Source organism: Anabaena sp. FACHB-595, from assembly GCF_048568275.1.
Classification (GTDB): Bacteria; Cyanobacteriota; Cyanobacteriia; order Cyanobacteriales; family Nostocaceae; genus Trichormus.
Window position 1 is genome coordinate 2,158,993 of record NZ_CP183473.1, and the last position, 12,732, is coordinate 2,171,724.

Annotated in this window: 8 protein-coding genes; 3 read left to right on the plus strand and 5 right to left on the minus strand. The window is 41.2% G+C overall.

All coding sequences use genetic code 11. The features are described 5' to 3' along the window. Window positions 1-74: 74 nt before the first annotated feature. Window positions 75-1,232, plus strand: coding sequence for a tetratricopeptide repeat protein (locus ACN222_RS08915; RefSeq protein ID WP_044521069.1), 1,158 nt, complete (start codon window positions 75-77; stop codon window positions 1,230-1,232). A 293-nt stretch (window positions 1,233-1,525) separates the two neighbouring features. Here the strand turns inward: ACN222_RS08915 and ACN222_RS08920 are convergent, their stop codons facing one another. Together ACN222_RS08920 and ACN222_RS08925 are read right to left on the minus strand one after the other, a co-directional pair. Further along, on the minus strand, window positions 1,526-2,221 hold the full coding sequence (locus ACN222_RS08920) for a potassium channel family protein (protein WP_011321462.1): 696 nt from the start codon (window positions 2,219-2,221) through the stop codon (window positions 1,526-1,528). A 173-nt stretch (window positions 2,222-2,394) separates the two neighbouring features. After that, the gene (locus ACN222_RS08925; protein ID WP_010995970.1) at window positions 2,395-3,729 is read right to left on the minus strand and encodes a TrkH family potassium uptake protein; all 1,335 of its coding nucleotides are present in this window, start codon (window positions 3,727-3,729) and stop codon (window positions 2,395-2,397) included. Window positions 3,730-3,949: 220 nt separating this feature from the next. On the opposite strand from ACN222_RS08925, the gene ACN222_RS08930 reads away from it, so the two are divergent. Then, window positions 3,950-4,792 (plus strand): methyltransferase domain-containing protein, encoded by an 843-nt coding sequence (locus ACN222_RS08930; RefSeq protein WP_010995971.1) that lies wholly within the window; start codon window positions 3,950-3,952, stop codon window positions 4,790-4,792. Between the two features lie 42 nt (window positions 4,793-4,834). On the opposite strand, the gene ACN222_RS08935 is transcribed toward ACN222_RS08930, so the two are convergent. Further along, window positions 4,835-8,698, minus strand: coding sequence for an ATP-binding protein (locus ACN222_RS08935; protein WP_010995972.1), 3,864 nt, complete (start codon window positions 8,696-8,698; stop codon window positions 4,835-4,837). A gap of 1,399 nt (window positions 8,699-10,097) precedes the next feature. On the opposite strand from ACN222_RS08935, the gene ACN222_RS08940 reads away from it, so the two are divergent. Then, complete coding sequence (locus ACN222_RS08940) at window positions 10,098-10,928, plus strand: squalene/phytoene synthase family protein (RefSeq protein WP_044521075.1); 831 nt, start codon at window positions 10,098-10,100, stop codon at window positions 10,926-10,928. A gap of 63 nt (window positions 10,929-10,991) precedes the next feature. Here ACN222_RS08940 and ACN222_RS08945 read toward each other — a convergent pair whose 3' ends face one another. Next, window positions 10,992-11,777, minus strand: coding sequence for an RDD family protein (locus tag ACN222_RS08945; RefSeq protein WP_010995974.1), 786 nt, complete (start codon window positions 11,775-11,777; stop codon window positions 10,992-10,994). 67 nt (window positions 11,778-11,844) lie between these two features. After that, complete coding sequence (locus ACN222_RS08950) at window positions 11,845-12,699, minus strand: glycerophosphoryl diester phosphodiesterase membrane domain-containing protein (RefSeq protein ID WP_010995975.1); 855 nt, start codon at window positions 12,697-12,699, stop codon at window positions 11,845-11,847. Window positions 12,700-12,732: the final 33 nt, after the last annotated feature.

Genomic DNA, 12,732 nt, shown 5'->3' on the forward strand with positions numbered 1-12,732 from the left:
AACTTTTAATTTTTCATGTTGTAGTGGGTACTCTTACTTGTAAGGATCTTAACCATAAGTACAGAGATACCACTATGTATAAACAACAGCAAATTAAACAGTGGTTTTGCGGTTTATCGTCAATCACCTGTCAGCATATTTCAGATTGGCAAAAGCCGCATTTGGGTGTTCTCTGTGCTGCATCAGCTTTTTTGGTGTTGGCTGCACCGGTTGTGAATTTACCAGGAAGCAAGTTGTTGGCACAAACTCCCATCTCGCGGGATTTGGAAACAGCTAGCTTTTATCAACAGGGGGTTACACGCTACAACCGCAGTGACTGGCAAGGTGCAGAAAACGCTTTTCGCCAAGCGTTGCAGCGAGAACCCAATTTAGCAATGGCTAGAGCTTATCTAGGAAATATTTACCTGATGCAAAACCGTCTAGATGTGGCGGTTCAGGAATATGGAGAAGCAATTAGACTTAACCCAAATTTGGGAGAAACATATTACAACCTGGGTTTAGCATTGCAACAACAAGGAAAAAAAGAGGGTGCTATTACAGCTTATCGCCAAGCTTTAGTGATAGATCCCAGAAGGGTGGAGGCTTATTATAACTTGGGTTTGGTATTATACGAACAAGGATTATTGCAGGAGGCGATCGCCGCTTACCAAGATGCAGTTAATCTCGAACCCAGTAAAATCAACGCTCATCATAATTTAGCGATCGCCCTGCAACAAACAGGTAAAATGGAGGAGGCGATCGTTGCCTATAGAGAAGTTTTGAAGTTAGATCCCAAAAATGCGGCAGCTTACAGTAGTTTAGGCAGCCTGATGGCGATGCAAGGACGACCAGAGGAAGCCATAGCCGCTTATACCCAAGCTGTTCGCCAAGACCCCAAAAACGCCTTAGCTTACTATAACTTGGGAATAACTTTATATAACCAGGGCGAGCTGCAAAAAGCTAGTAACGCCTTCAAACGCGCTCAGGAAGAATACAGCCAACAAGGGAACCTGGAGCAAACAGAGAAGACTGAGCAGTTAATGCAGCAAGTTGCTCAGAAAATCGAGGAGCAGAAGCTGCAACAAAGACAAGCATCCACACCCAAGCCGACAGACAACTCTACAAATAACCTCTTAGAAAAACTAACTCAACTAACAGCACCAAAAGAACAACCAGCTAATTCTGGTGCAGTACCTGTCTCGGATGAACAAAAGCAGTTTCCACCAATATTCCCTAATACCAATTCTCGATAAAGATACGCTCAATTATTTTAGAACTAGCGAACTAAGTAAGTCGGTGAGAATAAACCTAACTATGTAACAGATTGTAAAATCGGCATAACCCTTGCGATTGCTTCATTCCACTTCGTTTCATTCGCAATGACATAGCGTGAATTATTTAAGCCGTTCTACTTATCACCAAAAAACCTATGCGTGCCTCGGCGCTAACCCCAACGTTACTCTGCGTTAAAAATAGGAAGCTGGAAACTGCATAATTTTATCAAATTTTTGTATGACGGGCAAAACGCCCGTCATATTTTTAGGCTTTAAATTGGCAAGCGATTAATATCCCTATCACAACCTATAACCACCATTGCCGTACCACGTTCTAAACGTTTACCGGGGTTAGGGTTAATTTGAAATTTACCATCTTGACTCACGGCTAACAAATTCAACCCATAACGGTTGCGTAACTGCAATTCTGCAATAGTTCTCCCGTGAAATTCATCTGGCACAATTAACTCTACAATACTGTTATCAGGATCGAGGTCGAATCTATCAAGAATTGATGGCTTCGTTAGTGTACGTGCTAACGCACAACCCGCCTCATATTCAGGAAAAACAACATGATCTGCACCAACCCGCTTTAATAGCTTGTAATGGACTTCACTAGAAGCTTTAGCAACTACATGAGGTACTCCAGCTTCCTTGACATTTAAAGTGGTGATCACACTTTCTTGAACATAGTTACCAATCGCCACTATTACTGTATCAAATTCCAGAATACCCGCTTCCTTAAGCGCGGCTGTTTCGGTTGAATCTAGTTGTAAAGCATGACCAACTATTTCTTCCGTCAACGCTGCTGATACTCGTTTTTCATCTATATCTGTTGCTAGCACTTGATAGCCTAACTTATGCAGTGTTGAACAGACAGAACGACCAAAACGACCCAAGCCAATTACAGCAAATTGGTTATTATCTTTGCGTAAACTGCGAAAAAAACCTAGCGATGACAGATTCACAGTTGAAATCCTTATTATTAATCCCTGTATTGAAAGCAAAAACTCTTAGACTAAATTAATTCAAAGCTTTCTTTTGCCTATTCTTTCAAATTTTATCAGTTGTTAGTTGTCAGTTGTTAGGTGTCAGTTGCCAATAATTTTTCCTGACTTCCCCTGCTTCCTATCTTCTTCAGTTACCCTACGAGTAAGTTTTCTTCAGGGTAGTGAATCCTTGTCGGTCGCGGATCTCCTAATATAGCAGACATTAGTAGTAAAACTCCTACTCTACCTACATACATAGTGATAATTAAAACTAGCTTTGCTGCTGGGGAGACGCTAGCTGTAATACCAGTTGAAAGACCTACGGTAGCGAAGGCTGATACTACTTCAAATAGAATTTGAATAAAATCTAGTTTTGGGTCTGTAAGAGATATGAGAATTGTGGCTAAAATGACGGTTGCTATAGAACCAACTAAAACACCAACTGCTTTTAAAATGAGAGCAACTGCTATCTTACGTTCATATAATAAAACTTCTTCTTTACCCTGAAGAATTGTTTTAGTACAGCTAGTTAAAACTCTCAGTGTGGTGGTTTTCATTCCTCCTCCAGTACCTCCAGGACTTGCACCAATAAACATGAGGGCAATTGTGATAAATAGACCCGCCGTTGTCATTTTGCCAATGTCAATGGTGTTAAAGCCAGCAGTTCTGGGAGTAACTGATTGAAACCAAGCTACTAAAAATTGATCCCTTAAATTGAGTGAACCAAAGGTTTGTGGGTTTCTTACTTCTATGCAAAAGAAGGCGATTGTGCCTAGAAATAAAAGTATTAGTGTCGTGCTAGTAGCGACTTTAAAGTCTAATGAAAATACCAAAGTTTCCTTTTTTTTGAGGATGCGATCGCGCAACCAAATATATGTTTCTAAAATTACCTGATAACCAATTCCCCCAAAGATAATTAATCCTGTGATTGTGAAAACGACTAAAGAAGAAGATTGATAACTAATAAGGTTATCTTTAAACAAACTAAAACCAGCGTTATTCCAAGCATTAACACTATGAAATATGGCTAACCATAGTCCTTGATTCCAGCCATAATCAGGGACAAAAGCTGGTAACAATAAAAAGACACCTGTAATTTCAAAAATTAGGGTTGTGGCAATAATTGAACGAATAACTTGGGTGCTACCACTCATACCAGGGCGGTCTAAAGCTTGTTGAATAGCGATTTTTTGCCGGAGGTCAAATTTGCGACCAATCAGCAGAATCAAAAAGGTGGTAGTTGTCATATAGCCTAAACCACCAATTTGCGCTAATAGGGCAATAAAGAACTGTCCCCAAAAAGAAAAATAAGTACCAGTATCAACTACTGCTAAACCAGTTACACAAACTGCTGAAGTTGATGTGAAAATTGCCACAATAGGGTCATTCCAATTACCATTGCTAGTGGAGAAAGGCATCATCAACAAGATAGTTCCTACTACGATGACAGCTATAAATCCCAAGCAAACTGTGCGCGAAACGGTCATAAGCAATTAAAAATTCAATATTTAACGGTCAAAATCCTCAAATTATCTAGCTCATGGTGGTTGTTTAATTTAAGGCTATAACTCATAAATTTTTACGGATAGGAGCCATAATGTTGATCCCTCTGAGGAAGCAAAAACTTTCTTATTTAATTAAAAACACACATGGTAGCCTACGAATATGTTTTTTTAATTTCTGTTTTGTATTAACACTGCTTTTTTCATGAGTGCAACACTTTACCAACAAATTCAGCAATTTTACGATGCTTCCTCTGGGCTGTGGGAAGAGATTTGGGGCGAACATATGCACCACGGCTATTATGGTGCAGACGGTACTGAACAAAAAAACCGCCGTCAGGCGCAAATTGATTTAATTGAAGAATTACTCACTTGGGCAGGAGTACAAACAGCAGAAAATATACTAGATGTGGGTTGTGGTATTGGTGGTAGTTCTCTGTATTTGGCAGGAAAGTTGAATGCTAAAGCTACAGGAATTACCCTGAGTCCAGTGCAAGCCGCTAGAGCCACAGAAAGAGCCAAGGAAGCTGGTTTAAGTGGTAGAAGTCAGTTTTTAGTGGCAAATGCCCAAGCAATGCCTTTTGATGATAATTCTTTTGACTTGGTGTGGTCGCTAGAAAGTGGCGAACATATGCCAGATAAAACCAAGTTTTTGCAAGAGTGTTATCGAGTCTTGAAACCGGGCGGTAAGTTAATCATGGTGACATGGTGTCATCGTCCCACTGATAAAACACCACTGACGGCTGATGAAAAAAAACACCTAGAAGATATTTATCGGGTGTATTGTTTGCCTTATGTAATTTCGTTGCCGGAGTATGAAGCGATCGCACGTCAACTACCATTAAATAATATCCGCACCGCCGACTGGTCGCAATCCGTCGCCCAATTTTGGAACATAGTCATCGATTCCGCCTTTACCCCCCAAGCAATATTCGGCTTACTCCGCGCAGGTTGGACTACCATCCAAGGAGCCTTATCACTAGGCTTAATGCGTCGCGGCTATGAGCGCGGGTTAATTCGGTTTGGGTTGCTTTGTGGGGATAAGTGACAACTGATGATTGATGACTGTTGACTGCTGACTGACAACTGACTACTGACCACGCTTAATTAAACTGGCGACGACTGTAGCCAATTCTGTGGGTTCAATGGGTTTTGGTAAATGTAGTTGAAATCCTTCTTGAATGGCTCTTGTTCTGTCCTCGGCTCTGGCGTAGGCTGTTAAGGCGGTGGCGGGAATGTTTCCTCCTTGTTCTGGTGGTAAGGAGCGTAGTTTGCGAATTAGGGAGTAGCCGTCTTCTTCTGGCATTCCGATATCACTTACCAAAACATCCGGCTTCCATTGGGAAATTATCTGTAATGCCTCTTTTGCTGTTGCCACTGCTCTCACTTGAGCTTGACATTGTTCTAATACTGTGCTGATGAAATCACGAGAATCTGACTCGTCATCTACCACTAACACCCGCACCCCCAATAGTGAAGGACATAAAGGCAAGGGGGTGAGATTTTCTCCTCTTGGGCTAATTGGCTCAATGCTAGTTGCTTTATTTTCCGATAGGAGAGGTAATTTGACTGTAAATGTAGAACCTTGTTCTTCACCGGGACTATGTACATGAACTGTACCGCCATGTAACTCCACTAGATGGCGGACGATCGCTAAACCTAATCCTAAACCACCGTGGGATCTGGTGATGGAACTATCAGCTTGGCGAAAGCGGTCAAATACGTAAGGTAGAAAGCTGGAGTTAATACCTATCCCTGTATCGATGACTTGGATTTGTGCATAGTTATTGGTGATGAGTTCGTTTTGTTCGCAACCAGGATTTTTGGTGAGTCTAACTTCTACTTTGCCGCCGGAAGGTGTGAATTTAATGGCATTTGTGAGTAAGTTCCAGATAACCTGCTGCAAGCGTTCTGAATCGCCGGAAACCTGAAATGGTAAATTTTCTGTAGCTGGATTTTCTAAGAAGAATGTTAAGTCGATTTCTTTCGCTTGGGCTGCGAGGTTAATATTCTCGATGGCTGTTTCAATGATGGGAATCAGGTTACAAGTACGGACGTTGAGACGTAACTTGCCTCTAATCATCCGCGAAATATCTAGTAAGTCTTCAATGAGTTGGGTTTGAGCTTTGGCGTTGCGCTCGATGGTTTCTAAGCCTTTGGCGGTTTGCGCTTCACTCAGCCTACGAGCTTGTAATAACTGCGCCCAGCCGAGAATGGCGTTGAGAGGCGATCGCAATTCATGGGATAAGATAGCCAAAAACTCATCTTTCATGCGATTGGCTTCTGTTAATTGTTCTGTCTGCCGTTGCAAAGAATTAATCAATTCTACCCGTTCCATAGCGATCGCAATTTGGTCACAAACCGCCTGCATCATCCCTTTTTGATTGTCGGTGAAGTTGGCACGGCTACGACTGCCAAAGGAGAGTGTCCCCAAAAGTCTGCCTTGAGCAATCAATGGATAACTGTAATAAGCGTTAATCCCCACAGAGCGAATTAGCTGTGTTTTAGGGTCGGTTGACTGCTGGACGTTCTCTAAAGCGATGGAATGACGTTCCTGAGCAGTTGTACCACAGACAGCTTCCCCAAACCTTAAAAACTCGATTTCTTGCGCTAGTTCCGGACAAATGCCTCGATAAGAAGCTAAACGCATAGATTGAGGATTGTCTTCTACCAGGTAGTTTAAATAAACATCCAGTCCAATTTGCTGTGCCAGTTTCTGGAAGCAACTATCAATCAGCGCTACTGGTTCCTGACTTGATAACAGGTCATTAGCTGTACTAAATAGTAGTTTTAGCCGTTGATAACCCAAGGACAGAGCTTTTTCTGCCTGCTTGATCTGAGTTATATTTTGAAATACTACTACACAGGTTGCCGGATAACCGTGCATGGCTGGTAAGGTATCGGCAAATATGAGTAAAGATAGAACTTCATCGTTGGTATGCCAGTCTAACTCTAATCCTTCTAGACGTTCTCCTCTGGCAACTCTTACCCCAGGCATTTGCTCATTGGGTACGGGATTACCATTGATATCTGTGAAATGATAAACAGTGTGATACTCTTCGGCTGCTACTCCCCTGGGAAATTCACCACCAGCTAATTCATCGGCTGCCCGATTGGCAAAGGTGACCCGTGCTGTTTCTGGCTCAATAAACAGTAATGGTCTGGGCATCAGATTCAATACATCTTCTAGCCATTTTTGCTCATTTCGCAGCAATTCCTCTGCTTGCTTGCGTTCTGTAATGTCTACAAATGCACCAATACAGCCTCTGGTGTTCCCATCTTCATCAAACAGTGGCGCAACGTACTCCAGCAATTTGATGATTTCGCCATTGTCATGAACTATATCAACCTCATAATCTAATACTTCTGCACCATGAGCCGCAGAGTACTGCATGGGTAGTTCTGCTGGTAAAAGTTCTCTACCTTCGTGAAATACTTTAAATGTTGTTGGTCTTTGATCTGGGGGAGCGCTGAGGGAGGCATTTACATCTGTGGAAAGTTGCAATTGCTTGGCAAAAGCTGGATTAATTTTAATATGTTGGCATTCTGGATCTTCTGCTATACCGATGCCAATAGGTATCACATCTAATAAAGTTTGTAATTCGACGACGCGACGCTGTAAATCTTTATTCAGTTGGAGTATTTTCTGTTGTGCTTGTTGGCGTTCGCTTAAGTCTAAAATAAAGGCAACTGATTCTTCGCGCTTTTCTCCTAGCAATACATAACCAATTAATACGGGAATGCGGCTACCATCTTGGTGAATGTATTCTTTTTCATAAGGTGTACAAGCTCCTTTGGGGTTGACTTGAGCTTCCGCAATACCTTGCTCATCTAAGTAGATATATTCTGGTGGTGTAATATTTTTCCAATTAAGTCTGCCTGTAAGTAAGTCTTCTTGAGAATAACCAACCATCATCAAAAATGCTTCGTTGGCTTGTTGGATACCACCGTAAATGTCTGAAAAAATAATCCCGATAATATTGGCATCGACAAGGCTTGCCAGTTTTTCCTCATAAGCTTTCAAGGTTTCTTGAGCGCGATCGCGTTGTTGGCTCAGGAGTTCGATGACTACTGCATTTTGCCAGATGATGATCGCAAAAATGACAATTAATATAACTGCAAAGACTGAAACAGCAAAAGCTGGGCCATATCTGCCGGCTCTTTGTCCTTCGAGGATTAACCACCCCAAAAACAAAGGTACAGCGATCGCTGCTACTAATAAGCGGCGTGCAATTAAACCCCCATAGCTATCGCTAAACACTATTTTCATTAGCCCTTTTTCTGCTCGTCCAGACAAAATGCCAATACACAGCACTATAAATAATAATGCTGTCTGTAAGGACATCGAGGTAATATTCGGGTTAATTGTGTAAGAAAATTTCACTTTATAGGCATAGCTGACAACCACCTGTAAGGAAATCACGGTGGTAAAGAGAACGAGCATCTGAGCATACCAATAGCTGCGATGATTTCGTGGATAAATCAGCAGTTCTAAAGCTATGCCTATGAGGAGAAAATTAATTGCTGTATTCAACCCCATTCGCCCTGGATATGGTGTGTTGATGGTAGTAAGCACATCACCCAAAAGCAGTTTGTCAATTCCCAATTCCCAGCCAAACAAATATTCGCAAATTTTCAGCCCAGCAATAATGGTAGTGGAGACACTAAAAGCTCTAGACAGTTTTTTGTAGGGCTTGTGTCTCTGGCTAAAATGTGGTTCCCCCAACGGTTTCGTTACTAAAAGCCATGCAGAAATACCGCAGAGTGTAAAGCATAATGCTGTATTCGGTTTCATTATTGCTGAACTACTCCAAAAAAATGTTTTGAGTAGTTGTATGTCAAGTAGCCAGCCAATTAATATGGAACTACTAACCAACGTGGCGATCGCACTCGCAATTTTTGCCACTAGTGAACCGTGCATATTGTGCAGTCGCAAGTGGTTGAATTCTAACATTGAGGCTTTTGTAACTTTATTTATATATAGGACTACTATTTGATTTTTGAATTATGCGTAGGGGAGCCACTGCGTTGGTAAGCTAGGCAGTCCGATCCTCTCTACGTTCCCTGGGGGACGCTACGGGTAGACTTCGGCGTGAGATTAGTCGAACGCTTGCTTCTCTGGAGGAGTGTCTTTGCTAGGCAACGCTGCGCTCTGCGAACGTTGAGAAGGAGGTTCCCTGCTTGGAGCAAGTGGACTAGATACTTGGATTTTTATACACAAGCGCAGGCTACGCCAACAATAATCAAATCGGATTCCTATACGATTGTAATGTTTAGGATGATTTACTATCGGTATGCGCGGTTACCTGATTTAAACTACTGCCAAAAGTATTGGTTTACATCTATCTATATATATATCTTGCTGTGTCAGTAATTAAAATCTTCTTAAATGCTGTTAACACTTAAAATCTTTACCATTTTGTTTTTGCACTTCTAATTAGTCCTGGTAAAGTGCTTCTATGAATATAAATAAATGAACAGAAATTCATTTTTAACATATTCTTCTCAACTGATGTAAACAAATTGAAAGCCCTTGATAGACGTTAAATAAAAATTAATTATGCAGTATTCAAAATTTATAATATTCCCTACACCAAAGGTTATATAGGACTACTATTTGATTTTTGAATTATATATAGTACGGGCTATACACACACTATAGATACGTCATTATATACAATGATTAAATCAAATTCATATATCTTGAACAAGAAAGACAATCTCATATCTTTATCTATCTAATAAATATAGTTTTTTATTTATTTTCTAAATAGTTTCTAATCCCCATTGAACAGACAGTAAATACTAATTTTAAATAATATTTAACGAAGAAAAAAGGTTTTCTATACAGACAAAAATACTTTTAAAATAGCCTCTTAGATGGTTACATAAATAATAATTTTTCGGTGCGTCCACAGTTTTTCTAACTGACACATCACACATATTGAGTATTTTTTTGTTTATCAATATCTTAAGGTTGCACGTAGTCGTTATCTAAAAATTAATCTCTGCCACAGGGACTTTTAAGACTCGATACTGGGGAATTAACTTTGAATAACAAGATAAATTTGGTATATTACAGAATGTCACATTGCTATCACTGTTTATATTTACACCAAGAATTTATCATGTAATATCAAACAACAACGCAAATACGTACAGCACAAATCACATCAAAATAGATGTGATTTTAATAAATTGAAAATTTTGTTAATTTTGATACAAAAAAACATTAATATTTAGGAGCAATACTAGCTAATCTCTAGTTTTTCCAGTTTAGTCAAAACAATATCCAGTATTATCAAAAAACTGGTAGTGGGATGTGGTGTAAAAATCAACAGAGGAGTGAAAACATGGATTTACGTAGCGATGCCTTGCAAATCCTCAAAGAAACTAGTCGTACTTTTTATATTCCAATTAGTATTTTACCGCCAGGATTACAAGAGGCAGTCGCATCCGCATACTTGTGTATGCGTGCTATCGATGAAATCGAAGACCATCCCACCCTTGATAACCCCACAAAAGCAAAGCTGTTGCGTGGGATTAGCTTGACTCTACAAGCTGGGGTTGATGGTTTTCCTGTTGATGCCTTCGCTGCCGGATTTAGCGGTTACGAGAATACCCTGGAAGAAGTCACCATGAGGATTCGAGAGTGGTCTCTGCTTGCACCAGAAACAATTGCGCCGCGAATTTGGGATGCAACGGCGGCTATGTCAGACCGTATGGCTTATTGGGCAGAAAACAACTGGAAAATTCATACAGAGTCTGACTTAGATCGCTATACCTTTGGGGTAGCTGGTGCAGTTGGGTTGCTACTCTCAGATTTATGGGCTTGGTATGATGGCACACAAACAAACCGGACTTTAGCGATTGGGTTTGGTAGAGGTTTGCAAGCAGTTAATATCCTACGTAACCATGTGGAAGATTTAGGGCGTGGAGTCAGCTTCTTTCCTGACGGTTGGGACGCAAATAATATGCAGGAGTATGCCCTGCGGAATCTCGCCCTAGCGGATGCTTACACCCAAGCTTTACCAGATGGGCCAGCGCTCAACTTTTGTCAAATTCCCTTGACATTAGCACATGGAACCATTGATGCGATCGCCAACGGTAAAGAAAAACTCAGTCGTAGCGATGTTATGGCACTGCTGGAACAAATCATCACTTTCAACTTGAAAGCTGGGTGAGGAGATAAGAGGCAGGGGGCAGGGGGATGAATATGTTACTGAGTATTCTTGATTCATCACTTCCTACTCCCCACTTCCCACTCCACGATAAGCGAGGTAAACAGCTTCTAAAAAAACATCAGAGGTAACAGTTGCCGGTAACGTTTCTAAGTGCAGAATTGCTTGCACTTGTTCGGCTAGTTTGATGGATAAAGCGCTTCTGGCTTTGTTACCCATTACACTACGTCGCTGTAAATATTGATGAATAACAGCAAAGTCATCGGGTAATAATTTTGATAAGTCAGTAATTTGTGATAATTCTGCATAGAGTGACTTGGCTTGTTCGGAAATAGTGAAAGTGGCTGAAGTAGTTGGTGTTTCTGTTTGAATCACAATTGTGCCTGCGGCTAAATCACCAAGACGCTTTTCTTTACTATTAAAAATAATTAAAAAAGCCCCAATAAACAGAAACTCATCGAAAGGTCGCAATAAAGCTCGCAGAGTAGCTTGTTGTAAACCAACTGGTCTGCCATCATCTCGAACTACGCGAATTTTAACTGAGCGTTTACCGGGGGTTTGGCCTTGCCATAAAGTCTCAAAAAAGACAAAGTAGCCCGTATACATAACAAAGCTAACAATAAATGCGATCGCCACTAGCCAAACAGCCGTCGCCGAACCGAAAGTTTCTGTCCACCAATCTACTAACTGCGCGGAAATAAAAGCCCAGACAAGGAAGAATACTACCCAAGTCGCCGCTAAAATCAGATAATCAATGATTAAAGCCCAGGCACGATTACCGATACCAGCAACGGTAAACTCTATCTCTACACTTTCTGGTGTACGGTATTTGACACGGTTGAACAGGTGCATATCAATTCAAAACTAATAAAACTTTTCAGGGTCAGGGTTCTGGCTGCTGGGACTATGAAATGGTGGGTTAAATTTCGCGATCGCGTAACTGCAAGCCTAACCCTTCACGACGACTCCGCAAGTCATAATAAATTACAGCCTTGATGCTTTGCCAAAAGGGGATCAACAACGCACCACTGCCGGAAATAAGAACTAAAACCAGGACAAAATAAAGCAGAGCGAATACAGTATTACCCTCACTGATTAAAGGTAAAAATGCCGCTTGCAGAATACTTGTAGCAATCTGAACCACAATTTGAATTGGGATTGTGATTAAGAAACCAACAAAGGAAATCAACAGTATCCGCCAAACGTGACCTTGGGTTAATTCCCAACTGCGACTAATGGCAGAAGTAGCCTCGATACCTTCCTCTACAGCTAAAGGCAAATCTACTAAGTAAAAACGTGTCACCAACCACAAAATCCCTAATAGCGCCACAATACCGATGACAAAAGCCGCGAGAATAAACACAAGATAAGTCGCAGGGTTGGCTTGTTGTCCTACTCCGCCAACAAATGCAGCCGATACCACTCCTAATAAAATAGATAAAATTACTACACCTAAACCAATGCCAATACCAACAAGAAGTAATAAGAGCATTGCCAACAAAAACTGCCACAGTCGGGAATTAACAAAACGTTCACCCGATGAAATGCTTTCTGGCTGATTCACCAATTCACCAAAGGCCAGGCGCGAAATCAGCGATGTAAGGGCATAAAACTTGGCCCACCCATAAACTGGAACTAGCACCCAGACATAAGCCTTCAATGCCAATAGAAAGTAGTCCTTAAGATGAGAACGATACAACCGTAGCCCTGCACTGACAACATTTCCTACACTCAGTGGTTGCGTGGGACTGGGAGAACCAAAGTTTCCTGCCATAGATGCGAAATTTCCTTGAAATTACGGGTGTGG

Excerpts from the sequence above, each read along its gene's own strand:
- ACN222_RS08915 (WP_044521069.1), top strand. The coding sequence starts at position 75 with ATGTATAAACAACAGCAAATTAAACAGTGGTTTTGCGGTTTATCGTCA.
- ACN222_RS08925 (WP_010995970.1), bottom strand. The coding sequence starts at position 3,729 with ATGACCGTTTCGCGCACAGTTTGCTTGGGATTTATAGCTGTCATCGTA.
- ACN222_RS08930 (WP_010995971.1), top strand. The coding sequence starts at position 3,950 with ATGAGTGCAACACTTTACCAACAAATTCAGCAATTTTACGATGCTTCC.
- ACN222_RS08935 (WP_010995972.1), bottom strand. The coding sequence starts at position 8,698 with ATGTTAGAATTCAACCACTTGCGACTGCACAATATGCACGGTTCACTA.
- ACN222_RS08940 (WP_044521075.1), top strand. The coding sequence starts at position 10,098 with ATGGATTTACGTAGCGATGCCTTGCAAATCCTCAAAGAAACTAGTCGT.
- ACN222_RS08945 (WP_010995974.1), bottom strand. The coding sequence starts at position 11,777 with ATGCACCTGTTCAACCGTGTCAAATACCGTACACCAGAAAGTGTAGAG.
- ACN222_RS08950 (WP_010995975.1), bottom strand. The coding sequence starts at position 12,699 with ATGGCAGGAAACTTTGGTTCTCCCAGTCCCACGCAACCACTGAGTGTA.